28 protein-coding genes are annotated in these 25,458 nt (G+C 72.1%); 8 read left to right on the top strand and 20 right to left on the bottom strand.

All coding sequences use genetic code 11. The features are described 5' to 3' along the window. Positions 1-57 precede the first annotated feature (57 nt). Together DEJ32_RS04875 and DEJ32_RS04870 are read right to left on the bottom strand one after the other, a co-directional pair. Positions 58-1,134 (bottom strand): polyprenyl synthetase family protein, encoded by a 1,077-nt coding sequence (locus DEJ32_RS04875; protein WP_110890033.1) that lies wholly within the window; start codon positions 1,132-1,134, stop codon positions 58-60. Between the two features lie 48 nt (positions 1,135-1,182). Beyond that, a complete protein-coding gene (locus DEJ32_RS04870) occupies positions 1,183-1,977 on the bottom strand; it encodes a demethylmenaquinone methyltransferase (protein WP_110824639.1) in 795 nt (264 codons plus the stop codon). Positions 1,978-2,125: 148 nt separating this feature from the next. On the opposite strand from DEJ32_RS04870, the gene DEJ32_RS04865 reads away from it, so the two are divergent. Beyond that, positions 2,126-3,385, top strand: a complete 1,260-nt coding sequence (locus DEJ32_RS04865; RefSeq protein WP_110900491.1) for an isochorismate synthase MenF — start codon at positions 2,126-2,128, stop codon at positions 3,383-3,385. A gap of 58 nt (positions 3,386-3,443) precedes the next feature. Here DEJ32_RS04865 and menD read toward each other — a convergent pair whose 3' ends face one another. Next, on the bottom strand, positions 3,444-5,294 hold the full coding sequence (gene menD / locus DEJ32_RS04860) for a 2-succinyl-5-enolpyruvyl-6-hydroxy-3-cyclohexene-1-carboxylic-acid synthase (protein WP_110900490.1): 1,851 nt from the start codon (positions 5,292-5,294) through the stop codon (positions 3,444-3,446). Beyond that, entirely contained in the window at positions 5,209-5,580 is a 372-nt protein-coding gene (locus tag DEJ32_RS04855; RefSeq protein ID WP_110900489.1) for a PLDc N-terminal domain-containing protein, read from the bottom strand. The genes menD and DEJ32_RS04855 overlap by 86 nt, the downstream gene beginning before the upstream one ends. 81 nt (positions 5,581-5,661) lie before the next feature. Between DEJ32_RS04855 and DEJ32_RS04850 the strand changes: the two genes are divergently transcribed. After that, positions 5,662-5,973 (top strand): DUF4229 domain-containing protein, encoded by a 312-nt coding sequence (locus DEJ32_RS04850; RefSeq protein ID WP_110900488.1) that lies wholly within the window; start codon positions 5,662-5,664, stop codon positions 5,971-5,973. Between the two features lie 22 nt (positions 5,974-5,995). Here the strand turns inward: DEJ32_RS04850 and DEJ32_RS04845 are convergent, their stop codons facing one another. The 4 genes from DEJ32_RS04845 to DEJ32_RS04830 form a co-directional block, all read right to left on the bottom strand. Continuing rightward, positions 5,996-6,991 (bottom strand): 1,4-dihydroxy-2-naphthoate polyprenyltransferase, encoded by a 996-nt coding sequence (locus DEJ32_RS04845; protein WP_258365933.1) that lies wholly within the window; start codon positions 6,989-6,991, stop codon positions 5,996-5,998. An 85-nt stretch (positions 6,992-7,076) separates the two neighbouring features. Beyond that, positions 7,077-8,213 carry an AMP-binding protein gene (locus tag DEJ32_RS04840; protein WP_110900487.1) on the bottom strand — a complete coding sequence of 379 codons (1,137 nt, stop codon included), beginning with the start codon at positions 8,211-8,213 and terminating at the stop codon, positions 7,077-7,079. Beyond that, a complete protein-coding gene (locus DEJ32_RS04835; RefSeq protein WP_110824645.1) occupies positions 8,213-9,142 on the bottom strand; it encodes a 1,4-dihydroxy-2-naphthoyl-CoA synthase in 930 nt (309 codons plus the stop codon). Before DEJ32_RS04835 ends, DEJ32_RS04840 begins: the two co-directional genes overlap by 1 nt. Before the next feature lie 59 nt (positions 9,143-9,201). Then, positions 9,202-9,573 (bottom strand): hypothetical protein, encoded by a 372-nt coding sequence (locus tag DEJ32_RS04830; protein WP_110824646.1) that lies wholly within the window; start codon positions 9,571-9,573, stop codon positions 9,202-9,204. 245 nt (positions 9,574-9,818) lie between these two features. On the opposite strand from DEJ32_RS04830, the gene DEJ32_RS04825 reads away from it, so the two are divergent. Next, positions 9,819-10,787, top strand: coding sequence for an o-succinylbenzoate synthase (locus DEJ32_RS04825; protein WP_258368910.1), 969 nt, complete (start codon positions 9,819-9,821; stop codon positions 10,785-10,787). Positions 10,788-10,877: 90 nt separating this feature from the next. On the opposite strand, the gene ccsB is transcribed toward DEJ32_RS04825, so the two are convergent. The 6 genes from ccsB to DEJ32_RS04795 all read right to left on the bottom strand — a co-directional run bounded on the left by ccsB (position 10,878) and on the right by DEJ32_RS04795 (position 17,208). Further along, positions 10,878-11,819 (bottom strand): c-type cytochrome biogenesis protein CcsB, encoded by a 942-nt coding sequence (gene ccsB / locus DEJ32_RS04820; RefSeq protein ID WP_110824841.1) that lies wholly within the window; start codon positions 11,817-11,819, stop codon positions 10,878-10,880. A 47-nt stretch (positions 11,820-11,866) separates the two neighbouring features. After that, on the bottom strand, positions 11,867-13,639 hold the full coding sequence (locus DEJ32_RS04815) for a cytochrome c biogenesis protein ResB (protein WP_110890039.1): 1,773 nt from the start codon (positions 13,637-13,639) through the stop codon (positions 11,867-11,869). After that, positions 13,623-14,369 (bottom strand): cytochrome c biogenesis CcdA family protein, encoded by a 747-nt coding sequence (locus tag DEJ32_RS04810; RefSeq protein WP_110900486.1) that lies wholly within the window; start codon positions 14,367-14,369, stop codon positions 13,623-13,625. The genes DEJ32_RS04815 and DEJ32_RS04810 overlap by 17 nt, the downstream gene beginning before the upstream one ends. Positions 14,370-14,372: 3 nt before the next feature. Then, positions 14,373-14,993: a TlpA disulfide reductase family protein gene (locus tag DEJ32_RS04805; protein ID WP_110824649.1), complete on the bottom strand. Its 621-nt coding sequence runs from the start codon at positions 14,991-14,993 to the stop codon at positions 14,373-14,375. Next, complete coding sequence (locus DEJ32_RS04800; RefSeq protein WP_110900485.1) at positions 14,993-15,649, bottom strand: histidine phosphatase family protein; 657 nt, start codon at positions 15,647-15,649, stop codon at positions 14,993-14,995. The genes DEJ32_RS04805 and DEJ32_RS04800 overlap by 1 nt, the downstream gene beginning before the upstream one ends. 68 nt (positions 15,650-15,717) lie before the next feature. Continuing rightward, positions 15,718-17,208 (bottom strand): SulP family inorganic anion transporter, encoded by a 1,491-nt coding sequence (locus DEJ32_RS04795; protein ID WP_110824651.1) that lies wholly within the window; start codon positions 17,206-17,208, stop codon positions 15,718-15,720. Positions 17,209-17,364: 156 nt separating this feature from the next. On the opposite strand from DEJ32_RS04795, the gene DEJ32_RS04790 reads away from it, so the two are divergent. Beyond that, positions 17,365-17,766, top strand: coding sequence for a MerR family transcriptional regulator (locus DEJ32_RS04790; RefSeq protein WP_110890043.1), 402 nt, complete (start codon positions 17,365-17,367; stop codon positions 17,764-17,766). 300 nt (positions 17,767-18,066) lie between these two features. Continuing rightward, positions 18,067-19,407 carry an aspartate--tRNA(Asn) ligase gene (gene aspS, locus DEJ32_RS04785; protein ID WP_110824653.1) on the top strand — a complete coding sequence of 447 codons (1,341 nt, stop codon included), beginning with the start codon at positions 18,067-18,069 and terminating at the stop codon, positions 19,405-19,407. Between the two features lie 198 nt (positions 19,408-19,605). On the opposite strand, the gene DEJ32_RS04780 is transcribed toward aspS, so the two are convergent. The 5 genes from DEJ32_RS04780 to DEJ32_RS04760 all read right to left on the bottom strand — a co-directional run bounded on the left by DEJ32_RS04780 (position 19,606) and on the right by DEJ32_RS04760 (position 21,357). Further along, positions 19,606-19,899: a Dabb family protein gene (locus tag DEJ32_RS04780; protein WP_110824654.1), complete on the bottom strand. Its 294-nt coding sequence runs from the start codon at positions 19,897-19,899 to the stop codon at positions 19,606-19,608. Beyond that, on the bottom strand, positions 19,896-20,150 hold the full coding sequence (locus tag DEJ32_RS04775; protein ID WP_110900484.1) for a glutaredoxin family protein: 255 nt from the start codon (positions 20,148-20,150) through the stop codon (positions 19,896-19,898). The genes DEJ32_RS04780 and DEJ32_RS04775 overlap by 4 nt, the downstream gene beginning before the upstream one ends. A 154-nt stretch (positions 20,151-20,304) precedes the next feature. After that, a complete protein-coding gene (locus DEJ32_RS04770) occupies positions 20,305-20,403 on the bottom strand; it encodes a 30S ribosomal protein bS22 (protein ID WP_003792170.1) in 99 nt (32 codons plus the stop codon). A gap of 157 nt (positions 20,404-20,560) precedes the next feature. Beyond that, complete coding sequence (locus DEJ32_RS04765; protein WP_058729786.1) at positions 20,561-20,755, bottom strand: helix-turn-helix domain-containing protein; 195 nt, start codon at positions 20,753-20,755, stop codon at positions 20,561-20,563. An 86-nt stretch (positions 20,756-20,841) separates the two neighbouring features. After that, positions 20,842-21,357: a helix-turn-helix transcriptional regulator gene (locus DEJ32_RS04760; protein WP_110900483.1), complete on the bottom strand. Its 516-nt coding sequence runs from the start codon at positions 21,355-21,357 to the stop codon at positions 20,842-20,844. 72 nt (positions 21,358-21,429) lie between these two features. Between DEJ32_RS04760 and DEJ32_RS04755 the strand changes: the two genes are divergently transcribed. Continuing rightward, positions 21,430-22,866 carry a TrkH family potassium uptake protein gene (locus DEJ32_RS04755; RefSeq protein WP_110824658.1) on the top strand — a complete coding sequence of 479 codons (1,437 nt, stop codon included), beginning with the start codon at positions 21,430-21,432 and terminating at the stop codon, positions 22,864-22,866. Beyond that, positions 22,859-23,554 (top strand): TrkA family potassium uptake protein, encoded by a 696-nt coding sequence (locus tag DEJ32_RS04750; protein WP_110824659.1) that lies wholly within the window; start codon positions 22,859-22,861, stop codon positions 23,552-23,554. The genes DEJ32_RS04755 and DEJ32_RS04750 overlap by 8 nt, the downstream gene beginning before the upstream one ends. A gap of 18 nt (positions 23,555-23,572) precedes the next feature. Here DEJ32_RS04750 and proC read toward each other — a convergent pair whose 3' ends face one another. Continuing rightward, positions 23,573-24,403: a pyrroline-5-carboxylate reductase gene (gene proC, locus DEJ32_RS04745; protein ID WP_110900482.1), complete on the bottom strand. Its 831-nt coding sequence runs from the start codon at positions 24,401-24,403 to the stop codon at positions 23,573-23,575. Between the two features lie 91 nt (positions 24,404-24,494). On the opposite strand from proC, the gene DEJ32_RS04740 reads away from it, so the two are divergent. After that, the gene (locus DEJ32_RS04740) at positions 24,495-25,451 is read left to right on the top strand and encodes a cation diffusion facilitator family transporter (protein WP_110824661.1); all 957 of its coding nucleotides are present in this window, start codon (positions 24,495-24,497) and stop codon (positions 25,449-25,451) included. Positions 25,452-25,458: the final 7 nt, after the last annotated feature.

Below are 25,458 nucleotides of genomic sequence, written 5' to 3'. Positions count from 1 at the left end.
TGATCGGTCTCCAGTTCGTTCAGGTCAGCGGACGCGGCCGAGGACCGCCGCCGCGGGTCAGCGGCTGCGGTCGACGACCGTCTCCGCGAACCGGGTGAGGGCTCGTTTCACCGTGCCGTCCGGCAGCGGGGCCAGTGCGGCCACCGCCTCGTCGGCCCAACCGGCGGCGAGGGCCCGGGTGGCCCGTGTCGCCTCGTGGTCGTGGAGTTCGGCGACCGCGCTCTGGTACGCCTCCGAGTGGACGGCGTCGTCGGGGGCGTCCCGCACGTCGCGCTCGATGCGCGCGAGCAGCGCCGCTGCGCCCGGGTCGGCCGAGGCGCGACGGCGGAGCTGGAGCAGCGGCAGCGTGTCGACACCGGCGCGGAGGTCGTTGCCGGCGATCTTGCCAGTCTTGTCCTTCGCCGGGGCGAGGTCGATGACGTCGTCGACGAGCTGGAACGCGACGCCGACCTTCTCCCCGAACGTGCCGACGGCGTCGAGCAGCGAGCGGTCCGCCCCGGAGAACATCACGCCGGCCCGGGCTGCGGTGGCGATGAGCGAGCCGGTCTTGTCGCTGAGGACCTGGATGTAGTGCTCGACCGGGTCGTCGTCGGGCTGCGGGCCCGTCGTCTCGTGCAGCTGCCCCATGCAGAGGCGCTGGAAGGTCTCCGCCTGCATGCGGATGCCCTCCGGCCCGAGGTCCGCCGTGATGAGCGAGGCGCGGGCGAAGAGCAGGTCGCCCGTCAGGATCGCGATGTTGTTGCCGTACGTGACGTGGGCGGCCGGGACACCGCGGCGCACCGGCGCCTCGTCCATGACGTCGTCGTGGTAGAGCGACGCCAGGTGGGTCATCTCCACGCTCACCGCGGCCTTCACGACGTGGTCGGTCACGCCGTCGCCGAGCTGGGCGATGAGGAGCGTCAGGGTCGGGCGGATGCGCTTGCCGCCGGCGGAGAGCAGGTAGCGGCTGGTCGTGTCCGCCAGCGTGTCGGCGGAGCGCATGGCGTCCTCGAGCCCCTGCTCGACGAGCTCGAGACCGTCGTCGACCGCAGCGATGAAGCGCCGGTCCGCGGGGGTGGCGAACAGCCGCTCCCCGATGCCCAGGGAGGCTCGGAGACTCGGCGCGCGTCGTGCGACCGGGACACTCGGGTTCAACTGCTGCTCCGTACTCGCAGGTGGCGGTGGGGACCTGGGCCGCGGGGCCTAGGCCTGGGCCTCGGGCTCGACGCGGGGCTGCTCGCCCGTCGGCTGGTGGTCCCGACGCGCCTTCGCACGACGGGCAGCCGACTCGCGGACGCTGCCGGCGACGGGCTTCCGGCCGCGGTGCAGCGCGACGATCCCGGCGGTCAGGTTGCGGTGCGCCACCATCGTGAAGCCGACGCCGCGGAGCCACTGGCTGAGGACCTGCTGCTCGGGCCATGCCTCGATCGACTCGGCCAGGTAGCGGTACGCGGCCGGGTTGCTGCTGGAGAGCTTGGCGATGCCCGGCAGCACGCGCTTGAGGTACGTGTTGTAGCCGAACCGGAGTGCGGCGAACGGCGGCGTCGAGAACTCGCAGATGACGAGCCGGCCACCGGGCTTGAGGACGCGGAGCATCTCGGTGAGTGCCTGCATCGGGTCGTTGACGTTGCGCAGCCCGAACGAGATCGTGACCGCGTCGAAGGACTCGTCCTCGAACGGCAGGTGCTCCGCGTCGCCCTCCACGAAGGTGATCTCGGGGTGGCGCTCACGACCGACCGCGATCATGCCGGACGACAGGTCGAGTGCCGTGACCTCGGCACCCTTCTTGGCGAGGGCCGCCGAGCTCGTGCCCGTCCCCGCCGCGAGGTCGAGCACGCGCTCGCCCGGCTGGGGGTCGACGGCCTTGACCGTCGCGACGCGCCACAGCGGGGCGTTGCCGGCCGACAGGATGTCGTTGGTCAGGTCGTACTTCGCCGCGACGTCGTCGAACATGGCCGCCACTTCGTCCGGCCGCTTGTGCATGTCCGCTCTGCTCACCTGGTCATCCTAGAGCCCGCGACCCGGCGCTTCCCGGCAGCCGTGCAGGAGTGGAGCACCCCGGGCGCGTCCCGCACGGGCGCGGCGGTGTGCACACCCGCCCCGGGACCCGGCGGCCGCCGTGCGGGTCGGCGCGTAGCATCGGTCCGTGACCCGTCCCGCCACAGCGGTGCAGCCGCTCACGGTCTCGACCCGGATCCTCGACGACCCGGGCGCCGTGCTCCGCCACACCCTCGCCGAACACCCGTTGGCCTTCGTGCGGAACGGGGACGGGATCGTCGGCATCGGCGAGGCGCTCCGGTTCGAGTTCTCCGGCCCGGGTCGGATGCGCGAGGCGTCCGCCGTCTGGCGCGACGTCACCGCCGCCGCCACCGTCGACGACCCGGTGCGCATGCGGGGTAGCGGACTGGTGGCGTTCGGGACGTTCGCCTTCGCGGACGACTCCGACGCGACGAGCGTGCTCATCGTGCCGCGTGTCGTGGTCGGCCGTCGGCGGGGTCGCGCGTGGATCACCGCGATCGACACGACGGACTCCCCCGCACCCCTGCCGTTCTCGAGCACGTCGGTCCCGGTCCCCCGCGTCGGCCCGCACGTCTCGGTGCCGCTCCGCCCGGGTGCGGTGGACGAGGACGCGTACGCCGCCTCGGTCGCCGCCGCGGTCGGTGCCATCGCGGACGGCCGCGCGCAGAAGGTCGTGTTGGCGCGGGACCTGGTCGGGACGCTGCCGCCCGGCGCCGACCGCCGCGCGGTCCTGCTCGACCTGGCGGCCGCGTACCCGTCCTGCGTCACCTTCGCGGTCGACGGGCTCGTCGGCGCCACCCCCGAGACGCTCGCCCGGACCGAGGGCCGGACGCTGACCGCACGGGTGCTCGCCGGCAGCGCTGCCCGCGGTGCCGACGCGGAGAGCGACCGCGTGGCCGCGGAGACGCTCGCCGCCAGCGCGAAGGACCTGCAGGAGCACGCCTTCGCGATCTCGAGCCTCGTCGCCTCGCTGCGTCCGATCGCAGCCGACCTCCGCGTCGACCCGCAACCGTTCCGGCTGCAACTGCCGAACCTGTGGCACCTCGCCAGCGACGTCGAGGCCGTGCTGCCCGCCGGGGTCACCGCGCTCGACGTGGCCGACGCGCTGCACCCGACCGCCGCCGTCGCGGGCACCCCGACCGACGTCGCCGTCCGCCTGGTCACCGAGCTCGAGGGCGTGGACCGCGGTCGGTACGCCGGTCCCGTCGGCTGGCTCGGGGCCTCCGGTGACGGCGAGTGGATGCTCGCCCTGCGGAGCGCGCAGATCGAGGACGACGGGACCGTCCGTGCCTGGGCCGGTGCCGGGATCGTCGCCGGTTCGGACCCGGCGCGCGAGGTGGCGGAGACGCGGCTGAAGTTCCGACCGATCACGGACGCCCTGGCCTGAGCGCCGGGACGACCGGCCGGACAAGCGGACGTCCGGACGACCGTCCGGTCCGCAACGCTCAGTCCGCCAGCGGCACCTCGATGACCACACGTCCGGCGGGGTCGGTCAGCACGCGCTCCAGGTCCCCCCACGTCGCCGCGCGCCGGTACTCCCACCCGAGCCCGGTCACGACGCGCTCGACGTCGACGTGCTGCGGCGTCGTCATCATCCGCCGCATGTCCTCGGGTGCCGTGGTCGCGGCGACCTCGAGTCCGCGGAAGATCGCGCCGCCGCCGTCGTTCCCCACGACGACCTGGAGTCGTGGGCGGTGTTCCTCGGTCCCGGTGACGAGACCCCCGAGGTCGTGCAGGAACGTGAGGTCCCCGACGACGACGCGGGTCGTGCCGACCGTGCCGGCCGCGGCCTCGAGCGCGGTCGCGATGCCGAGCGCTGTCGAGATCGTCCCGTCGATGCCCGCCAGACCCCGGTTCGCGTGCACCCGGATCTTCTTGCCCGGGACGGTCATGTCGGCCTCGCGGATGATCTGGGACGCCCCGAAGACCAGTCGGTCGTGCGGCCACGTCGCTCCCCACACGGCCTCAGCGAGCATGGCCCGGTCCACCGGACGACGGCGCAGCGCGACCTCGTCCTTGAGGAACCGGTTCCGTTCGGCGCGGTCCGCGGACCGCTTCGCGTCGAGGTCCGGTCCGGCGTCGCCGCCGCCGAGCAGCGACCGGCTCGCCGCCACCCAGCGTCCGACCCAGGCGCGGTGCGCGGGGCCGGTCGGTCCGGTCACGCGGACGTCCGAGACGACCTGCGTGGACGCCGACGGCCGGGAGGCCCGTGCCGGGTCGTACACGTCGGCACCGGCTCCGCGGACTACGATCGTCTCGACGTCCGCGCGCTGCAGGAGCGCCGGCACCTCGCGGCTCAGCGTCGGGTGCCCGAGCACGACGGCCCGACGCACACGACCGCCGAAGGACTCGTCCCGGAGGAGGTCCCGGTAGGCCGCTACGGCGTTGCGTCCGAAGCGCGCCCCGCTGGAGACCTCGGCGAGCAGTGGCGCTCCGAGCTCCCACGCGATGCGCTCGGCGTCGACGCCGGCGTCGTGCCCGGCGATCACGACCGTGGCCGGCTCGTCGTCGGGGGCGAGTTCCGCCGCCGGCAGCGCTGCGGCCGTGCGGCGGAGCGCGTACTCGCGGTCGACCTCGTCGTCCGGGACGCCCTCGACGCCGTCGAGTCCGGCGGAGAGCGGTTCGCGGAACGCGAGGTCGAGCTGGACCGGGCCGGGCTGCCCCGCGTGACCGGCGGCAGCGGCCACGGCCTCCCGGACCAGGGCCCGGACGGTGGCGCGCACGTCGTCGTCCACCCCGTGGGTGCTCGGCGCCTGCACGTCCCGGACGAAGTCGACGGCCGACCCGAACATGCCCGGCTGAACGGTGGTCTGGTTGCTGCCGATCCCGCGGAGTTCGGCGGGCCGGTCGGCCGAGACGACGATCATCGGCACGCCGGAGTGGTGTGCCTCGAGCACGGCAGGGTGCAGGTTCGCGACCGCGGTGCCCGAGGTCGTGACGACCGCAGCGGGTCGACCGGACTCGACCGCGAGACCGAGCGCGAAGAACCCGGCCGTCCGCTCGTCGAGGCGCACGTGCACGCTGATGCCGCCCGCGCGCTCGAGGGCGACGGCCGCGAGTGCCAGGGCCTGCGAACGGGAACCGGGACTCACGACGACATCGGTCACGCCGGCCCGCGCGAGCTCCTGCAGGAACGCGAGTGCGAAGTCGGTCGCGGGGCTGCCGGACGCGACGCTGCCGTCAGCGGACGGTCCGTCAGCGGACGGTCCGTCAGCGATCGGGGCGGCCGTCGTCGTCGCCGTCGTGGAACTGTTCTTCGAGGGATCGGAGGGTCGCGTCGTCCTGGTCCTTGTCATCGCTCAGCAGCCCGGGAGGCGTCGTGCCCCCGAGGAAGTCCGGGTCGTCTTCGGGACCACGGTACCCGGCACCGCCGCCCCCGCCACCGCGCTGCCCGCGCGCCGACGTCCGGCCGAGCAGGAACCACAGCACGCCGCCGACGACCGGGAGCACGAGGACGAGCAGGACCCAGATGCCCTTCCGCAGCGACCGCACGCGGGACCGGGGCATGGTGGCGCAGTCGATGAGCGCGAACACCGTGAACGCCACGGCGGCGACGACGATGACGAGCCACAGTCTGACCATCTCCGGAGTCTAGGTCGGCAGCCTGTGACCGCCCTCCGACCGTCACGGCGACGCCGAGCCGTGCGTCCGTACACTTGCAAGATGAAAGCGTGGCTCGTCTACACCCTCGCCCGGCTCGGCATCTTCGCGGCGGCGCTCCTCCTGCTGCTGCTGGTCGGCCTGCCCTGGTACTGGGCGGCGATCGGCGCAGCCCTGATCGGCCTGCTCGTGTCGTACATCGCGCTGCCCGGACTCCGGAGCGCCGTGACGTCGTCGATCGCCCAGCGCCGGGCCCGCCCGGAGCGCGACGCCGACAGCGACTTCGAGGACGACTTCGTCGACGCCGCCGACACCGACCCCGCTCACGAGGCGGGCCGCACCGGCACGGGCGGCACCGACACCGCGAAGCAGTAGCGGCAGCGCAGGCGTCCGGCCGCTACGGCTGGACGGCGAGCGTCGCGGCGAGCACGACCCCGAACGCCAGCGCCGAGAACGACGACAGCTGCAACGCCGTGATGAGTTCCCGGGGCTTGCGCGAGGACACGCCGATCGCCAGCGCCGGCAGCGCGAGCAGGAGCGAGAAGTACGTGTACCCGCTCCGGAAGTAGAGCAACACGAACCAGACGAGCACGACGTACGGCAGCATCAGGAAGAGCGCGAACAGCACGCGGGCGACCGGCCGACCGACCACGACCGCCAGGGTGCGCTTGCCCGCCGCGGTGTCCTCGTCGATGTCACGGATGTTGTTCACCATGAGGACGGCGCACGCGAACAGGCCCGCGGCGACCGCTGCGGCCCAGCCGCTCAGGGTGACCTGACGGATGAGCACGAACTGGGTGCCGAGCACCGCGACCAGCCCGAAGAACACGAAGACGAAGACCTCGCCGAGCGCGTTGTACCCGTAGGGCTTCTTCCCACCGGTGTAGAACCAGGCGGCGACGATGGCTGCTGCTCCGACGAAGAGCAGCCACCACAGCTGGGTGAGCAGCACGATGACGAGGCCGGCGACCGCCGCGAGACCGAAGAACGTCAGCGCCACCGTCAGGACCGTCCGCGGTCGGGCGAGCCCCGATCCGGTGAGCCGGGCCGGACCGACCCGGAACTCGTCCGTGCCGCGGACCCCGTCCGAGTAGTCGTTGCTGTAGTTGACGCCGATCTGCAGGAACAGCGCCACGGCGAGGGCGAGCAGCGCGATGGCGACGCGTCCGTCCGTCGACAGGAACGAGCCGAAGTCACCGGGGACCCGGCTGTCGACGTAGGCCACCCCGGTTCCGAGGACCACCGGGACGACGCCGAGCGTCAGGGTCCGCAGCCGTGCTCCGCCGATCCAGTCGCTCGCGGTCGCGCGGCGGGTGTTCCGCTGCGGCGCTGCCGCCTTCGCCGGGTTGCCGGACCTGCCCTTGGGACGTGTCGTCTTCTTCGCTCCTGCCACGACCGCCCATCGTATCCGCGCGTGGTGCGTCCGTCGCACGACCACCACCGGCGGGACGACCCGGCGGGTCAGGAGCCCGGGCTGCTCAGGCGTCCGGATCGGCCAGCGCGCGGACGGCTCGTCGGTCGGGCTTGCCCGACGGGAGCATCGGCATGCGGTCCACGACGAGCACCACGGCGGGACGGGCGGCACGGCCGAGTGCGTCGCCGACGCGGGCCCGGACGACCTCGAGCGGCACGGCCCGCTCCGTCACCACGACCGGCACCTCGCCCCACTCCCCCGACGCCCGGCGCGTCACGACCGCGCCGTCCTGGCCCGGCAGCTCGCGCACGACCCGCTCCACCGCGCCGAGCGGGACCTTCTCCCCGCCGGAGACGACCACGTCGTCCAGTCGACCGGACACCCGGACGCGTCCGTCCTCGATCGTCGCGGCGTCACCGGTGCGGTACCAGCGACGGCCGTCACGCTCGGTGAAGACGGCCGCTGTCCGCTCGTCGTCACCGAGGTACCCCTCGGCGAGCATCGGTCCGGTCAGCTGCAGCTCGCCGTCGAGCACCTCGGCGTGGACGGTGTCGAAGGGGACGCCGTCGTAGACGCAGCCCCCGCTCGTCTCGCTCGCGCCGTACGTCGTCACGACGCGGACACCGGCACCGCGCGCCCGGTCGGACAGTGCGGCGGGGGTCGCCTGCCCGCCGACCAGCACCGCGTCGAACCGCGCCAGGGCCGCGGTGGCCCGGGGGTCGTCGAGCACGCGCGCGAGCTGGACGGGCACGAGCGAGGTGTACCGACGCGGGCCTGCCGGGCCGACCTCGAGCCGGTCCGCTGCGTCGGCGAACGCCCCGGCGTCGAAGTGCCCGGGCGGGACGACGACCGGGGTCGTGCCCGCGACGATCGACCGGGTCAGCACGTTGAGGCCCGCGATGTAGTGGGTCGGCAGGGCGAGCACCCAGCCGCCCGGACCGCCGAGGGCCGCGTCCGCGGCGGCGGCACCGGCGACCAGCGCCGCCGCAGACAGCGCCACGCGCTTGCCCGTCCCGGTGGAGCCGCTCGTCTCGACGACCAGGGCGACCCCCTGCGGGACGTGGGTCGGCGCTCGCGTCGGCAGCGGCGGACCGTCCACCGCGACGGGGAGCAGTGCGGGGCCGCCGGTCAGGGCGGCCTCCAGTCCGCGGAGCACGACCAGCGGGTCGGCCGCGCTCGTCGCGACCAGCGGACGCGGCATCAGTAGTGCCAGGGGAACGCGGTCCAGTCCGGCGAGCGCTTCTCGAGGAAGGAGTCGCGGCCCTCGACGGCCTCGTCCGTGCCGTACGCCAACCGCGTGGCCTCGCCGGCGAAGACCTGCTGACCGACCATGCCGTCGTCCACCGCGTTGAAGGCGTACTTGAGCATCCGGATCGCGGTCGGCGACTTGCCCAGGATCGTCTCGCCCCAGCGGATGGCCTCGCGCTCCAGGTCCTCGTGCGGCACGACCTTGTTCACGGCGCCCATCTCGTAGGCACGCTGGGCGGAGTACTCCTCGGCCAGGAAGAAGACCTCACGCGCGAGCTTCTGGCCGATCTGCTTCGCGTAGTAGGCGCTGCCGTAGCCACCGTCGAAGGAGCCGACGTCGGCGTCGGTCTGCTTGAACTTCCCGTGCTCCGCGCTCGCGATGGTGAGGTCGCAGACCGCGTGCAGCGAGTGCCCGCCGCCCGCTGCCCATCCGGGGACGACCGCGATGACGACCTTCGGCATCATCCGGATGAGGCGCTGCACCTCGAGGATGTGCAGCCGTCCCATCGACGCCTGGGCGGCAGCGGGGTCGACGCCCTCCGGCGGAGCGCCCTCGTCGCCCACGTACTGGTAGCCGCTCCGGCCCCGGATGCGCTGGTCGCCGCCGGAACAGAACGCCCACCCGCCGTCCTTCGGGCTCGGTCCGTTGCCGGTGAGCAGGACCACGCCGACGCGGGGGTCCTGGCGGGCGTCGTCCAGTGCCCGGTGGAGCTCGTCGACCGTACGCGGGCGGAAGGCGTTCCGTACCTCGGGGCGGTCGAACGCCACCCGGACGATGCCGCCGGAGACGTGCTTGTGGTAAGTGACGTCGGTGAACCGCTCGGCGATCGGAGCAGCGGTCCAGACGTCGGGGTCGAACAGGTCGGAGACGGCAGAGGGCATGTCCCGAACCTACCGCGGGCCCCGGTGGCCAGGTCCGCTCCCGCCCGGTCGGACCGCTCCTACTGCATGCCGGCGAGCATCTCCGGCGCGACGATGACGACGAGCACGATCAGGATCACCGGGTTCGCGAAGAAGGCGAGCACGACCCCGACGACCCCGTACCAGCGGCCGAACGACCCGACGGCCGAGATGAACCCGAGGACCGCCGCGACCAGGGTGAGGAAGACGACCACGAAGCAGATGCCGAACGCGAACGTGGTGTCCCCGCCCATGAAGACGGCGAAGGCGCTCGCGTCCACCGCCGCGGCGACGACGGCCAGGCCGAGCGCGATCTTCCCGATGACGGGGTTGCGGCGACGGCGGTCGGCAGGTTGACGGCGGACGTCGACGGTGCCCTGGCGCATGAGCCGCGCGAACTCGTCGGTCGCCACCGGGCCTCCTCGTCGATCCACCTCGTCGCTCCACGGTCGGCTCCGTGGACGGTGCCGACCCGGCCGACCGGTGGTCGACCGGAGCGATGGTAGTGCGCTGCCCTGGCGGTCCCCTCGGAACAGCCGGGAGGACACATGGAGCGTGCTGCGAGGATGGCGGCGTGCCCGATGTGACCCCGCCGACCGCTCCGTCATCACCGTCCGACCGCGGCGCGCCGCCGTCGTCCACAGCCGCCGTCCCCGACCTGGACGACTTGCTCGCGACCGCCAGGGTCGTCGCCCTGCCGATGCGGGTCCGCTTCCGCGGCATCACCGTGCGCGAGGCACTCGTCCTCCGCGGCCCCGAGGGGTGGACCGAGTTCTCCCCCTTCGTCGAGTACGACGACGCCGAGGCCGCCGCGTGGCTCCGCGCCACCATCGACTTCGGGTGGACGCCGCACGGACCGGCGGCCGACTCGGTCCCGGTCAACGCGACGGTGCCCGCGATCGCCGCGGCGGACGTCCCCGACCTGCTCCGGCGCTACCCCGGGTGCACCACCGCGAAGGTGAAGGTCGCCGAGCCCGGGACGGGCATCGAGGACGACGTCGCCCGGGTCGCCGCCGTCCGCCGCGCGATGGGCGAGGACGCCGCCGTCCGCGTCGACGCGAACGGGCTCTGGTCGCTCGACGACGCGACCCGCGCCCTGGAACGGCTCGCTCCGTTCCGCCTGCAGTACGCCGAGCAGCCGGTCGCCTCGGTCGCGGACCTCGCCGCCCTCCGGTCGCGCGTGGCGGGCCTCGGTGTCCTGATCGCGGCCGACGAGAGCGTCCGCAAGGCCGCGGACCCGCTGGCCGTGGCCCGGGCCGGAGCCGCCGACGTCCTCGTGGTCAAGGCGCAGCCACTCGGCGGCGTCACCGCGGCACGCGCGGTGATCGCCGAGGCCGGCCTGCCCTGCGTGGTCTCCAGCGCGCTCGACACCTCCGTCGGGCTCGGGATGGGCGCGTTCCTCGCCGCCGCCGCGATGGCCCCCGGCTACGCCGCCGGACTCGGCACGGGCGTGATGCTCACGGGCGACGTGACCGCCGACCCGCTGGTGCCCGTCGACGGGCGGATCGCCGTGCGCCGGGTCAAGGCGGACACCGCCCTGCTCGAGCGCTGGGCTGCGGCCCCCGACCGCACCGCGTGGTGGGAGGCGCGACTGCGTCGGGTGCACGCGCTCCTGACCGCGCGGTGACCACGCCGCCCACACGACGGACGGGAGGCCCGACACCAGCTGGTGTCGGGCCTCCCGTCCGTCCGGAGCCGCGTCGTCGACGCGCCGGTGTCAGAGCCCGGAGTAGCTGTGCAGCCCCTTGAAGAAGACGTTGACCACCGAGAAGTTGAACATCACGGCCGCGAAGCCGATGAGCGCCAGCCACGACGAGCGCGCACCACGCCACCCACGGGTCGCGCGGGCGTGGATGTACCCGGCGTAGAGCACCCAGATGATGAAGGTCCAGACCTCTTTGGTGTCCCACCCCCAGTACCGGCCCCAGGCGCGCTCGGCCCAGATCGCGCCGGCGATGAGCGTGAAGGTCCAGAGCACGAAGCCGACCAGGATCACGCGGTAGCTGAGGACCTCGAGGCGGTCCGCGTCGGGCAGCGTCGCCATGAAGCGCAGCTTCCGCGACTCCGGACGTCCCAGGCGGTACGTCTGAACGAGCTGCGCGACCGCGAGTCCCGCGCCGAGGGCGAAGAACCCGGTGCCGGCGATGGCGACGAAGACGTGGATGACGAGCCAGTACGACTGCAGCGCGGGCTGCAGCGGCACGACGGGCACGTAGTAGTTCACCGTCGCGATGCCGAGCAGGATGATCGTCAGGCCGGTGATGAACACACCGAGGAACTTGAGGTCCTGCCAGAACTGCACGAGCAGGAACACCAGGATGATGAGCCCCGTGCCCGTGAGCGAGAACTCGAACATGTTGCCCCACGGCACCCGCTCGGCCGCGATGCCCCGGAGGACGATCGCGCCGACGTGCACCACGAGGGCGAGCACCGTCATGGCCATGCCGACCCGTTCGAACCGGGATCCGCGCTGACCGCCGCCCGGGCTCTGCTGCTCGACGCGCTCGAGGACGACGGTGCCGCCCTGGACGGTCGCCACCGTGGCCGCTGCCCCGTCACGCGAGGCGGTTCCGGTCGCCGAGCCGGCCGCGCCGACGTCTCCGGCGCGCTTGGCCATGTCGAGCGCGAACGAGATGAACGCGATGACGTAGACCGCCATCGCGGAGTACGTCAGGACCACCGAGTAGGTGGCGAGGGTTGTCGTGTTCACTGGGCGATCCTAACTCCGAGGTCCGACATGTGCCGCTGGGCGATGTCCGCCACCGCCCGCTCGAGGTTCGGGTCCTCACCGCGGGCCAGACCCGCGTACTCGAGGTCGAACTCCCCGTGCTCCGCACCCGTCCGCCGCACGGCCTTGACCCACACGCGTCGGCGCGGGACGAACAGCGAGGTGAGCAGGCCGAGCACGGAGAGGATCGCGAAGGCGGCGACCCAGAGCTGCGACGGGTCGTGGTGCACGTCGAGGGACACGTAGCGCTTCACCCCGTCGAAGGTGATCGACCCGGCGCCGTCCGGGAGCTGCTTCGTCTCGCCGGGCTTCATCGAGATGCTCGGGGTGTCCGCCTGCCGGCCCGCGATCTGCGTCAGCCCCTTCGTCGAGAGCTGGTAGACGCTCTGCGGGACACCGTCGTCCAGGCCGAGGTCGCCCGTGTAGACCTGCAGCGACAGCATCGGGTTCTCGGTGTCCGGGTACGCCGATGCGAAGGCGCCGGTGCTCTGCTTCACCGCGGTCGGGTAGAAGAACCCGATCATACCGAGCTGGTCCGGTGACGCGTCCGGGACCTTGATGACGCCGGTCGAGGTGTAGTTCGCGTCCTCGGGCAGGAACGGCACGACGTCCTGGAACGCCACGTCGCCCTCGCCGTCCCGCACCGTGACCTGCATCGCGTAGCCGTTGCCGAGCAGGTACACGTTCGTCCCGCCGATCGCGAGCGGCTCGTTCACGCCGAGTCGGCTCGTCTTCTCCGCGCCGTCCCGGGTCCGGCCGGTCACGGTCGCGGAGTAGTCGGTCGCCTGCCCGAGTGCGTCGAGGTTGGTCTCCTCGTACTTCGTCTCGAAGTCGTCGAGCGTCAGGTTGTAGCCCTGCAGGTCCGACTGCGAGAACCAGCGGCCGGGGTTGAACGAGTCGTACGAGCCGAGGACGTTCGTGAAGGTCTGCCCCTCGACGAGCAGTCGCTGGCCGGTGTAGCTGAACCCGCCACCGAGGCCGACGGCCAGGAGCACACCCACGAGGGCCGCGTGGAACACCAGGTTGCCGGTCTCGCGGAGGTACCCGCGCTCGGCGCTGACGGAGTCCCCGAACCGCTCGACGCGGTAGCCGGAGCGCTTCAGCTGCGCCATCGCGGACGTCACGGCGTGGTCGACGGACGGGAGGCCCGGGGCGGCGTCCGCCCCGGCGGTCGCGGCCACGCCCTCCGCGCCGGCACCGGTCGCGGTGGCACGGACCGTCTCGGGGGTCACCGCGACGGTGCGGAAGCCGGCGAGCCGACCGAGTCGCGCCGGCGTCTTCGGGGGCCGTGTCCGCAGCGCCTGCCAGTGGTGGCGGGTGCGCGGCACGATGCAGCCGATGAGCGAGACGAAGAGCAGCAGGTAGATCGCCGAGAACCAGACGGACGTGTAGGTGTCGAACACCTGCAGCTTGTCGAGCACCGGGAAGAGCGTCGGGTGGTCGTTCTCGTACTGCACGACGCCGTTCGGGTCCGCCTGCCGCTGCGGCACGAGCGACCCCGGGATGGCCGCGAGGGCGAGCAGCATGAGCAGGAAGAGCGCCGTGCGCATGCTCGTCAGCTGACGCCAGGCGAAGCGGAGGTACCCGACGACACCGAGCTTCGGCTGCGCGATCCCGTCGTCCCGGGCGCTCGACGCGGCCGGGGTCCCGTCGACGTGGTCGGACGGTCGCTGGGGGTCCGACGTGCGGTCGGCACCGGTCCCGGCCTCGTCGACCAGGTCGTCCTCGTTGCGCTCAGACCGCGGGGACAAAGCTCTGGATCACCGCCCCGACGCTCGACATGACGGCCGACCAGATGCCGGTGACCATGAGCAGACCGATGACGATCAGGATCGCTCCTCCGATGATGTTGACGGTGCGCATGTGCCGCTTGACGACGCCGATCGCGCCCGAGGCCCATCCGGCGCCGAGTGCGACGAGCAGGAACGGGACGCCGAGTCCGATGCAGTACGCGATGCCGAGCACGACGCCCTGCCAGGCGCTGCCGGACTGGAAGCTGATGAGGTTGATCGCCGCCAGGGTCGGGCCGATGCAGGGCGTCCACCCGAGCGCGAACACGATGCCGAGCAGCGGGGCGCCGAGCAGCCCGGTGCGCGGGGTGAAGGACGACTTGACGGTCCGCTGCAGGAACGTGAACCGTCCGATGAAGACCAGGCCCATCGCGATCACGACGATGCCCATGAGCTGCACGATGAGGTCCCGCCAGCGCACGAGCCAGAAGCCGACCACGCCCGCCGCGGCGGACCCCAGGACGAAGACGACGGTGAAGCCGAGCACGAACAGGAGCACGCCGAGGAGCACGCGGCCGCGCGAGTGCCGCGAGCCGTCGGCGATCCCGCCCACGTACCCGAGGTAGCCCGGCACGAGGGGCAGCACGCACGGCGACAGGAACGAGACGAGCCCGGCGAGCGCCGCCACGGGCAGCCCGACGAGGAGCTGCCCGCTGAAGATCGCGTCGGCGAAGGGGTTGCCGCTGGACACCGGTCAGGACGCCTTGCCGGTCAGTTCGTCGTCCACCAGGGTGGTGAGGATGCCCGGTCCGTCGACCGCACCGAGGACCCGCGCTGCGACCCGGCCCTGCTCGTCGAGGACGATCGTCGTCGGCACGGCGTTCGGGGCGATCTCACCGGAGAGCGCGAGCTGCATGGTGCCGGTCCGGGCGTCGAGGACCGTCGGGTAGTCGACGCCGAACTTGCGCTCGAAGGCCTCGGCGGTACCGGCCTCGTCACGGACGTTGACGCCGATGAACTGCACGTCGTCGTCGGCGAACCGGTCGTGCACGGTGTTGAGGTGCTTCGCTTCTGCCCGGCACGGCGGGCAGCCGGCGTACCAGAAGTTGATGACGACGACGTCGCCGCGCATCGCCTTCGACGACAGCTCGTCGCCCGTGATCGACTCAGCGGTGAAGTCGACGGGGTCGGAGCGGTCGGCTGCCGCGACCTCGGTCACCGCACCGGTCCCGGAGATGTAGTTCTGGGTGCTGCCGTTCCCGTACTGCTTCGACAGGGAGTCGTTGCTCGAGGAGCAGCCGACGAGCACGAGCACCGTCGCGATCGCGATCGCTGCAGCACCGGCGGTCCGGGTCCGGGTGCGGGTTGTGCGCATCACACTGCTCCTTCGTCGGTGGCCGAGGCGCGGAGCTCTGCCGCCGGGTCCGCGTACCCGACCTCGGTGAACCGGACGGCCGCGGTGCCGGGGGTCCGCACGAGGGTCGTGATGCTCGAGAGGTCGCACCGGCGCTTCCGGGGGTCGTGCCAGAGGGGCTCCCCCGCCAGCCGACGGTGCACCATCCAGATCGGCAGCTGGTGACTCACGAGGACGACGTCGCCCTCGTCGACGCTCTCCCACGCGGTCGTGACGGCGGCGAGCATCCGGTTGGCGATCGACTCGTACGCCTCGCCCCAACTCGGGCGCATGGGGTTCGCGATCCACGGCCACTCACTCGGCCGACGGACCGAGCGCTTGGTGAACCCCGGCGGCTGGCCCTCGTAGCGGTTCGTCGGCTCGATGAGCCGTTCGTCGATGCGGACGTCGAGGCCGTAGACCGCCGCCCACGGCGCGGCCGACTCCTGCGTGCGCTGCAACGGCGAGGCGACGATCGCCCGGACGTCGATGCCGGCGTCCTTCCAGGCGGTGGCCGAGGCCTGGGCCATCCGGGTGCCGAGCTCGCTCAGACCGAAGCCCGGGAGCCGCCCGTAGAGGACACGGTCGGGGTTGTGGACCTCGCCGTGCCGCACGAGGTGGATCTTGGTCGCGGGCATGGGTTCCAGTGTAGGTCGGTCCCGCTCGTCCACCGGCCCCACAGCGGATCCACGGACTTCGGGACCGTTCAGTCGAGGTGCCCGGACAGCCGACCGTGCAGGGCGGTCGAACCGGTGTTCAGGTTGACCACCTCCACCGTGGACCCGTGCTTCGCGAACCGCTGCTCGACCCCGTCCAGGGCGGCCACCGTGCTCGCGTCGAACACGTGCGCCTCGGACATGTCGACGACGACGTGCTCGGGGTCCTCGGCGTAGGAGAACCGGTTGACGAGGTCGTTCGAGGACGCGAAGAACAGTGCCCCGCGCACCCGGTAGCGGACCGTGCGCTCGTCGACCGGTTCGCGCACGACCTCGACGACGTGGGCGACCCGGCGGGCGAACACCAGTGCTGCGACGACGACCCCGACGAGGACCCCGGTGGCGAGGTTCTCGGTCGCCACGACGACCAGCACGGTGATGACCATGACGGCGGTCTCGCCGAGGGGCATGCGGCGGAGGGTGCGCGGCCGGATGCTGTGCCAGTCGAACGTGGCGACGCAGACCATGAGCATCACCGCGGTGAGCGCCGCCATCGGGATCTGTGCGACCAGGTCGTGCAGGACGATCGTCAGGACGAGGACCGCTGCCCCGGCGACGAAGGTCGAGACCCTGGTGCGGGCACCCGCGGTCTTGACGTTGATGACGGTCTGCCCGATCATCGCGCACCCGCCGGTGCCGCCGAAGAAGCCCGAGGCGACGTTCGCGATCCCCTGACCCCACGACTCCCGCCAGGCACTCGAGCGGGTCTCGGTGACGGCGTCGACGAGCTGCGCGGTGAGCAGCGTCTCGATGAGGCCGACGATCGCGACACCGAAGGCGTACGGCGCGATGATCCGCAGGGTGTCCAGGGTGAACGGGACCGTGATGCCGGTGAACCCCGGCAGGGCGGTGGGGAGCGAGCCCTCGTCGCCGACGGTGGGGACCGCGATGCCGAACACCATCGTGATCGCCGTCACGACGACGACGGCGATGAGCGGTGCCGGGACGGCCTTGGTGAGGAACGGGACGCCGACGATGAGCGCGACGCCGAGGGCGGTCAGGGGCCACACGACGGGTGGCACTCCGTCGCCGAGGAGGTTCGGCAGCTGCGCGGTGAAGATGAGGATCGCCAGCGCGTTGACGAACGCCAGGTTGACGCTCCGCGGGATGAAGCGCATCAGCCGCGCGACGCCGAGGAACCCGAGCACGAGTTGGAACACGCCGCCGAGCACGATCGCCGGGACGAGGTACGCGACGCCGTGGTCCCGCACGAGGGGTGCGATCACGAGCGCGACCGATCCGGCAGCGGCGGAGATCATCGCCGGCCGGCCGCCGACGACCGAGATGACGATCGCGAAGACGACGCTCGAGAAGAGGCCGACCGCGGGGTCGACGCCCGCGACCACGGAGAACGAGATCGCCTCCGGGATGAGGGCGAGCGCCGTGACGACCCCCGCCAGGACCTCCCGGGTGAGGAGGCGCGGGGACCGCAGGGCGGTGCGGACGCTCGGCGTGACGGGAGCAGCGGTGGAGATCGACATCGCCGCAACCCTACCCTCACGTGAGGGTAGGGATGACGAGGCCCCGACAGCAGGAGCGCGGCGACCAGCGGGAGGGCAGCGCGGCCGGGCGTCCCGCTGGCGGGCGCGGCCGCGCGGTCAGCCTCCCACCCACCGGGCTCTGCCACGATGTCGGACATGACCGTTCCCGACGTCCCCGCGACCATGCACATCGGCGAACTCGCCGAGCGCACCGGGATGTCACTCCGGTCCATCCGGCACTACGACGAGGTCGGGCTCCTCGTCCCGAGCGGCCGCACCGCCGGCGGATTCCGCGTCTACACGGCCGGTGACCTGGAGCGGTTGCTCGTCATCCGGCGGATGAAGCCGCTCGGGTTCACGCTCGAGGAGATGGCCGGGCTCCTCCGCGTCGTCGACGGACTGACGGCCGGCGACCCTGCCGAGGCCGCGGACCTCGCCGCCCGGCTCGACGCGTTCCTCGAGGACGCCACCGCCCGGCACGCGAAGCTGTTGGAGCGGGCGGCCATGGCCGAGGAGTTCATCGGCACACTCGGGTCCTTGCGCGCCTCGCTGCCCTGATCCGTCCTCTCCCGTCTGCTGGGACGTCCGCCTGACGCGGGCGCGCTCGTCCGGCACGAGCGGGAGGGGTGACCAGGTCGCAGCACCTTCCCGGACCCTCCGTCACGGGTACCGCCCCGTTCGTCCTACGACCTGGCCACGACGACGACGCTACGGACGTCGCCAGGCCGGCACGGGCCTCCCGGCCGGACTGTGGACAGCCGAGCGACGAGTCGCGGCTGTGGGCGGAAGGCCACCTCCCGGACCCGGGTTCTGCACAGGCGACGCCGTTCCCGCGCCCGGCCGGTAGACTCGACGACCGTGATCGAACGCACCCGCATCGCCGACCTGGCAAGCCTCCCCGACGGCCCCGTCTCCGTGGCCGGATGGGTCGAGACCGTCCGCGATCAGAAGAAGGTGCAGTTCGTCGTGCTGCGCGACGAGACCGGCGCCGTCCAGCTCGTGAACCCCGCGACGCGTGAAGCGACCGAGGGCGACGACGCGTCCGCTGCGGCCCTCGCGACCACCGAGACGATCTCGGGCCTCGCGCACGGCTCGTTCATCCACGTCGCCGGCACGCTCAAGGCGGACGAGCGCGTGAAGCTCGGCGGGCTCGAGGTCAAGGTCGGCGAACTGACCGTCGTCAGTGCCGCCATCCCCGAGACCCCGATCGCGGACGACTCCTCGCTCGACAAGCGCCTCGACTGGCGCTTCCTCGACCTGCGCAACCGCAAGCAGAACCTGATCTTCCGCATCCAGACGACCCTCGAGCACGCGTTCCGCACGTACTGGGTCGAGCGCGACTACATCGAGATCCACACCCCGAAGCTGATGGCCTCCGCATCGGAGTCCCGCGCCGAGCTCTTCCAGCTCGAGTACTTCGAGACGACGGCGTACCTGGCGCAGTCGCCGCAGAACTTCAAGCAGATGGCACAGCCCGCGGGCTTCGGCGCCGTGTTCGAGATCGCTGACGCGTTCCGCGCCGACCCCTCGTTCACCAGCCGGCACGCCACGGAGTTCACCAGCGTCGACGCCGAGTTCTCGTGGATCGAGTCGCACGCCGACGTCATGGCGATGCACGAGGAAGTCCTCGTCGCCGGCATCACGGCCGTCAAGGAGAAGTACGGCACCGCGATCGAGGAGGTCTTCGGCTTCGAGCTGCAGGTCCCGACGACGCCGTTCCCCCGTGTGACCCTCGCCGAAGCGCGGAAGATCGTCGCGGACAGCGGCTACGAGGTCGTCCGCGCCGACGGTGACCTGGACCCCGAGGGCGAGCGCCGCGTCTCCGCATGGGCGAAGGAGCACCACGGCTCCGAGTTCGTCTTCGTCACCGACTACGACGCCTCGATCCGGCCGTACTACCACATGCGTCACGCCGACGACCCGACGCTCACGAACAGCTACGACCTGCTGTTCAACGGTGCCGAGATCTCCACGGGCGCGCAGCGCGAGCACCGCGTCGACGTGCTGACCGCGCAGGCGGAGGAGAAGGGCCTGGACCCCGCCGAGCTCGGCTGGTACCTCGACTTCTTCCGCTACGGCGTCCCGCCGCACGGTGGGTTCGGCATGGGCCTCGCGCGCGTGCTCATGCTCATGCTCGGCGAGCCGTCCATCCGCGAGGTCACGTACCTCTTCCGCGGCCCGACGCGCCTCACGCCGTAGCCCGGCGCCGACCGACGCCGACCGGCGCGGGAGCGGCGCCGACCGGCGCCGCACAACGAGAACCGGCTCGAACCACGGACGTCCGTGGTTCGAGCCGGTTCTCGTTGGGCCTGTCCGACGCGCGCCGGCAGCAGCGGCGCACCGGCAGCGGCGGCGCACCGGCAGCGGCGGCGCGCCGGCAGCGGCGACCCGCGCCGCTCAGTCCTGCCAGTCGATGGCTGCCCGCGCGGTGACGAGACCGCGGATCTCGGCGGCGGCCGCCTGGTGGTCGGGGTGCACCTGGTACTCGTCGAGACCGGCCAGGTCGTCGAACTCCGCGACGACGGCGACGTCCTGGTTCTTCCCCGGGTACGCGACGTTCTCGACCACCTGGAGCGACCTGATGGACGGGATGACCCCGACGAGCCCCGTCAGGAGTTCCCGGATCCGGGCCACGGCGTCGTCGCGGTCCAGGTCCTCGCGCAGGGTCCAGGAGACCACGTGGCGGATCATGCGCGGGCCTCCGCCTGCTCGAGCGCCCGGGCGAGTCGCTCGGGATCGACGTGCCAGTTGCTGTGCACCCGTCCGTCGACGAGCACGACGGGGATGTCCTCCGCGTACTCCATGCGGAGGGCGTCGTCGTCGAGGATCGACCGCTCCTCGAACGTGACCCCGGGACGGGCGGCGACGACACGTTCGACGATCGGACGGGCGTCGTCACAGAGGTGGCATCCGGGCTTGGTGAGGAGCGTCACGGCTGGCATGCGACCAGGCTACCCGCGCCGGTGCGGGCACTCCCGACGTGCTGACGGGCCTCCAGGCAGCGTGTCCGGCGGCGACGTCCCGGTGCGGTCGTCGACGGACCCGGGAAACGCAAGAGCCCCGGCGAACCGGGGCTCTTGCTGCGGGTCTCTCGACCTACTTCTTGTTGCGACGCTGGTGGCGCGTCTTGCGAAGGAGCTTGCGGTGCTTCTTCTTCGCCATGCGCTTGCGACGCTTCTTGATGACAGAACCCATGTGGACCTCGCTCGGACTGATGCTGATGTACGGACACCGGGCCGATGAAGCCGCGGAAAATCAACCTGCCCGAGTCTACCGGCTGGCTGCTGCGATGTCGAACGGCGCCGGAACGGACGGTGGACGCCCGGTGTGGAACGGTCGTGCTGCGTGCGGGTCAGCCGACGTCGGCGATGCCGCCGCGCAGGAGTTCCGCGACCGCCGACTCCGGCACCCGGAAGGACCGGCCGAAGCGGATGGCGGGGAGCTCCCCCGCGTGGACCATGCGGTAGACCGTCATCTTGGAGACGCGCATCATCTCGGCGACCTCCGCGACGGTGAGGAAGCGCACGTCGTCGAAACTGCCGGTCATGGTCCGCCTTCGGGCTGGCTCGTGGTGTGACCTGTGTGGTCCCTGGTCACTGTAGGGGCGCGTGCAGCCCGGTGTCCAGCAACCGTTCAGTCGTCCTCGGGCCGCTTCGTGAAGCGACGCCGGCTCCGGTCGACGACCCGCTCCCAGCCCTGCTGCGCACCGGTGATCGCGACCGTCGCGCGGTGCGACGCCTCGGCCATCACCCGACCGAGTTCGGTGCCCACCTCGACGGTCGCCTTGCCGGCCGCACCGGTCCTCCGGACGGACACCGGCTGACCGTCCGGCGTCCACGACGTGGTCGCGGGCGTGCCGTCGGCGTCCACGGCGGTCGTGAAGGGGACGACCCACTCCTCGATGCCGAGCAGGGGCTCCGGGTCGAGCCGGTAGTAGCGGTGCTGCCCCTCCTCGCGGCTGGTCACGAGACCGATGTCGCGGAGGACGCGGAGGTGCTTCGAGACGGTCGGTTGGCTGACCCCGAGTCGCAGGACGAGTTGCCCGACGCTCAGTTCGCCACCGGTCGCGTCGGCACCGAGGGCGGTGAGGAGCTCGCCCAGCAGCGCCCGGCGCGTCGGGTCCGCGACGACGCTGAAGATGTCGGCCATGCGGCAAGGCTAACGGCGGCCGTGCGGATGTACCATGACGAACCGTCCCGCCCATGTCCCCGGAGGCATACGATGCTCGACCGCACCGAGCCGGTCCCCACCGTCGGGGACCTGTCGGGTCAGCGCCGCCCGGGGAAGCTCGTGACGGCCCTGCGCTCGTCGCCCTCGCGGCTAGCGATCCTCGTCTTCATCGTGCTCATCTTCCTGTTCACGGCGCTGTTCATGACCCCGATGGCGTCGGCGGATGGGACCGTGACGCACTTCTCCGACGCCCTGTTCACCGCGGCGAGCGTCGTCTGTGTCACCGGCCTGGCGACGGTCGACATGGCGACGCACTGGTCGGTGTTCGGCAAGGTCCTCGTCGTCATCGGGACGCAGATCGGTGCGCTCGGCGTGCTCACCTTCGCCTCGATCCTCGGGCTCGTGGTCACCCGCCGCCTCGGGCTGCGCGCCAAGCTCATCGCGGCCGGGGACTCGAACCCGCTGCGCACGCACCACGGCGCCGTGCCGGAGGGCCAGGCGGTCCGCCTCGGCGACGTCGGCACGCTGCTGCTCACCGTCGCGGTGAGCACACTGACGATCGAGGTGGTCATCGGTCTGCTGCTCCTGCCGAGCGTGCTCGTCACCGGTGTGCCGTTCTGGACGGCGGTCGGCGACTCCTTCTACTACTCGGCGATGGCCTTCACGAACACGGGCTTCGCGCCGAACGCTGACGGTCTCGACCCGTACGCCCACGACTACTGGTTCCTCAGCCTCCTGATGGTCGGCGTCGTGGCCGGGTCGATCGGGTTCCCGGTCATCCGGACCCTGACGAAGCAGCTCCGGTCCCCCCGCCGCTGGCCCATCCACGTGAAGCTCACGCTCGCGACGAGCCTCGTGCTGCTCCTCGGCGGCACGGCGGCGTACATCGCCCTCGAAGCGTCTAACCCCGAGACGTTCGGACAGGAGGGCGCCGGGCGCACCGCGTTCCAGGCGCTCTTCCTGTCGACGATGACGCGGTCGGGTGGGTTCTCGCTCGTCGACTTCGACGAACTGAACGGCTCGAGCCTGCTCGTCACCGACATGCTCATGTTCATCGGTGGCGGCTCCGCCTCCACCGCCGGCGGCATCAAGGTCACCACGCTCGCCGTGCTCTTCCTCGCAGCCGTCGCGGAAGCCCGTGGCCGGCAGAGCATGGAGGTGTTCGGCCGTCGGATCCCGAGCGACGTCCTGCGCGTGGCGGTCGCGATCGTCCTCTGGGGGGCGACCATCGTCGCGGTCGCCACCGTCGTGCTGCTGCAGATCACGCACGAGCCGCTCGACCGCGTCCTGTTCGAGGTGATCTCGGCCTTCGCGACGTGCGGGCTGTCCTCCGGGGTGTCCGCCGACCTGCCGGAGTCCGGGAAGTACGTGCTCGCCGCCACGATGTTCCTCGGTCGTGTCGGTACAGTGACCATCGCCGCCGCGCTCGCCGCCAGTCAGAGCCGGCAGCTGTTCCGCCGTCCCGAGGAGAGGCCGATCGTTGGCTGACCGACACCGTCCGCACGCCCAGCAGGGTCCCGTCAGCCACGACGCCCCGGTCCTCGTGATCGGTCTCGGGCGGTTCGGTGCCGCGACCGCCGGGCAGCTCGAACGGCAGGGGCGTGACGTCCTCGTCGTGGACACGGACGCCGCGCTCGTGCAGAAGTGGTCGGACCGGGTGACGCACGCCGTCCAGGCCGACGCGACCGACATGGACGCGCTCAAGCAGATCGGCGCGCAGGACTTCGCCATCGCGGTCGTCGGCACCGGTTCGGACCTGGAGTCGAGCGTGCTCATCACGGCCAACCTGGTCGACCTCGGCGTCCCGCAGATCTGGGCCAAGGCGATCAGCCGCTCGCACGGCACGATCCTCAGCCGCATCGGCGCGAACCACGTGGTCTACCCCGAGCGGGAGGCCGGCGAGCGCACGGCGCACCTGGTGTCCGGTCGGATGCTCGACTTCATCGAGTTCGACGACGACTTCGCCGTGGTGAAGATGTTCCCGCCGCGGGCGGTCCGCGGGCGGGACCTGGCGACCACGGTCATCCGGACGCGGCACGGTCTGACGGTGCTCGGCATCAAGCCGCCCGGTCAGGCGTTCGTGCCGGCGACGCCGGACAGTGTCATCGGCGAGGACGACGTCATCATCGTCTCGGGCACGGAGACGGACCTCGAACGGTTCGCGGCGCTCGAGTAACCCCGCCGGGGGTCGGGCTCAGAGCCGCGACAGCTCCTCGGCCCTGGCCATCGCGGCCCGGGCGGCGTGTTCGAGCACGTCGGCCAGGTCGGCGTCCTGCAGCACGGCCACGGCACGCTCGGTCGTGCCCTTCGGGCTGGTCACCGCGCGGCGCAGGTCGGCCGGCTCGCTGCCGGACCGCGCGAGGAGCTCGACCGCCCCGCGGACCGTGCCCTGCACCATCGTCCGTGCCTGGTCGGGGCTGAACCCGAGCGCCTCCGCGGACCGCTGCCACTGCTCGACGAACAGGAAGACGTAGGCGGGGCCCGACCCGGACACCGCGGACAGCGCGTCGAGCTGCGCCTCCGGGACGTCGAGGACGTCCCCGGACACGGCGAACACGGACGATGCGAGGGCGACCGCCTCGGCGTCGGCCGACGCGCCGGCACTGATCCCGGTGACCCCGAGGCCGACCCCGATCGGCGTGTTCGGGAGGGCACGGACGACACGGACGCCGGCAGGCACGTGGGCCTCCATGGAGGCGGTGGTCACGCCGACGGCGACGCTCACGACGACCGCGTCCGGCTCGAGGTCGGCGGCGACCTCGTCGAGCAGGTCCACGACGCCGAAGGGCTTCACGCCGAGCACCACGACGCCGGCCCCGCGCACGGCGGCCCGGTTCGCGTCCGGGTCCACCTCGGACGCGACGGCGTGCAGCCCGGTGGACCGGTGTGCCGACGCGGACGCCTCGGACCGGGTGGTGACGGCCACGGAGTCCGGCGAGACCCCGGCGGCGAGGAGCCCCTGCAGGACCGCGCCGGACATGGAACCGACGCCGAGCATGGCGACGCGGGGCAGTGCGATGGTCATGGCCCGACCCTACCGACGACCGGGACCGTCCCGACGGCCGGCGGCCCAGTATCGTGGTCGAGGTCGGTACGAGAAGGGGTCGGACAGCCACATGAGCGCTTCCGGAGGGACCAAGGCGATCTTCGCCGCACTCGGTGCGAACGTCGGGATCGCGATCGTGAAGTTCATCGCGGCGGCGATCAGCGGGTCCGCGTCGATGCTCGCGGAGGGCGTGCACTCCCTCGCCGACTCCGCGAACCAGCTGCTCCTGCTGCTCGGCGGCCGGCGGGCGAGGAAGGCCGCCGACGAGGAGCACCCGTTCGGTCACGGCCGTGAGCGGTACGTGTACGCCTTCGTCGTCTCGATCGTGCTCTTCTCGGTCGGCGGCGTGTTCTCGCTGTACGAGGGCATCGAGAAGTTCGCCCACCCGCACCCGCTCGAGAACTGGTGGCTGCCGATGGCCGTGCTCGTCATCGCGATCGGGCTCGAGGGCTTCTCGCTGCGCACGGCGCTCGGGGAGGCACGGCCGCACAAGGGCGACCAGTCGTGGGTGCAGTTCGTCCGCCGCGCGAAGGCCCCGGAGCTGCCGGTCGTCATGCTCGAGGACACCGCGGCCCTGATCGGCCTCGTCTTCGCGTTCTTCGGCGTCGGCCTCACCGTGCTCACCGGCAACGGGGTCTTCGACGCGATCGGCACGGTGCTCATCGCGGTGCTGCTCATCGCCGTCGCGCTCGTGCTCGGTGTCGAGACGAAGAGCCTGCTCGTCGGCGAGGGCGCCAGCTCCGGTGACGTCGCCCGGATCAAGCAGGCCGTGCTCGACGGCCCCGAGGTCGATTCGGTGATCCACCTGAAGACCCTGTACCTGGGTCCGGACGAGCTCATGGTCGGCGTCAAGGTGGCGGTCGACGGCGACCGTCGTCTCGGGGACGTCGCCGCCGGCATCGACACGGTCGAGGAGCGCGTGCGCGCCGCGGTGCCGATCGCCCGGGTCATCTACATCGAGCCGGACGTCCGACGGGACGGGCCGCACCCGTCGACCGAGGCGATCGTGCTCCGCGCCGCCGACTGACGGACCG

The sequence above is a fragment of the Curtobacterium sp. MCPF17_046 genome (assembly GCF_003224295.1).
Lineage (GTDB): Bacteria > Actinomycetota > Actinomycetes > Actinomycetales > Microbacteriaceae > Curtobacterium.
The sequence above is the reverse complement of the archived record's forward strand: the minus strand, read 5'-3'. Positions and strand labels throughout refer to the sequence as shown.

Bases quoted from the DNA above. Each gene is read 5' to 3' on its own strand.
- menD (WP_110900490.1), bottom strand. From the start codon at position 5,294: ATGACAAGGACCAGGACGACGCGACCCTCCGATCCCTCGAAGAACAGT.
- DEJ32_RS04855 (WP_110900489.1), bottom strand. From the start codon at position 5,580: ATGGTCAGACTGTGGCTCGTCATCGTCGTCGCCGCCGTGGCGTTCACG.
- DEJ32_RS04850 (WP_110900488.1), top strand. From the start codon at position 5,662: ATGAAAGCGTGGCTCGTCTACACCCTCGCCCGGCTCGGCATCTTCGCG.
- DEJ32_RS04840 (WP_110900487.1), bottom strand. From the start codon at position 8,213: ATGCCGCGTCCGCTGGTCGCGACGAGCGCGGCCGACCCGCTGGTCGTG.
- DEJ32_RS04835 (WP_110824645.1), bottom strand. From the start codon at position 9,142: ATGCCCTCTGCCGTCTCCGACCTGTTCGACCCCGACGTCTGGACCGCT.
- ccsB (WP_110824841.1), bottom strand. From the start codon at position 11,819: ATGGCGGTCTACGTCATCGCGTTCATCTCGTTCGCGCTCGACATGGCC.
- DEJ32_RS04805 (WP_110824649.1), bottom strand. From the start codon at position 14,993: ATGCGCACAACCCGCACCCGGACCCGGACCGCCGGTGCTGCAGCGATC.
- DEJ32_RS04800 (WP_110900485.1), bottom strand. From the start codon at position 15,649: ATGCCCGCGACCAAGATCCACCTCGTGCGGCACGGCGAGGTCCACAAC.
- DEJ32_RS04795 (WP_110824651.1), bottom strand. From the start codon at position 17,208: ATGTCGATCTCCACCGCTGCTCCCGTCACGCCGAGCGTCCGCACCGCC.
- DEJ32_RS04790 (WP_110890043.1), top strand. From the start codon at position 17,365: ATGACCGTTCCCGACGTCCCCGCGACCATGCACATCGGCGAACTCGCC.
- DEJ32_RS04780 (WP_110824654.1), bottom strand. From the start codon at position 19,899: ATGATCCGCCACGTGGTCTCCTGGACCCTGCGCGAGGACCTGGACCGC.
- DEJ32_RS04775 (WP_110900484.1), bottom strand. From the start codon at position 20,150: ATGCCAGCCGTGACGCTCCTCACCAAGCCCGGATGCCACCTCTGTGAC.
- DEJ32_RS04770 (WP_003792170.1), bottom strand. From the start codon at position 20,403: ATGGGTTCTGTCATCAAGAAGCGTCGCAAGCGCATGGCGAAGAAGAAG.
- DEJ32_RS04765 (WP_058729786.1), bottom strand. From the start codon at position 20,755: ATGACCGGCAGTTTCGACGACGTGCGCTTCCTCACCGTCGCGGAGGTC.
- DEJ32_RS04760 (WP_110900483.1), bottom strand. From the start codon at position 21,357: ATGGCCGACATCTTCAGCGTCGTCGCGGACCCGACGCGCCGGGCGCTG.
- DEJ32_RS04755 (WP_110824658.1), top strand. From the start codon at position 21,430: ATGCTCGACCGCACCGAGCCGGTCCCCACCGTCGGGGACCTGTCGGGT.
- proC (WP_110900482.1), bottom strand. From the start codon at position 24,403: ATGACCATCGCACTGCCCCGCGTCGCCATGCTCGGCGTCGGTTCCATG.
- DEJ32_RS04740 (WP_110824661.1), top strand. From the start codon at position 24,495: ATGAGCGCTTCCGGAGGGACCAAGGCGATCTTCGCCGCACTCGGTGCG.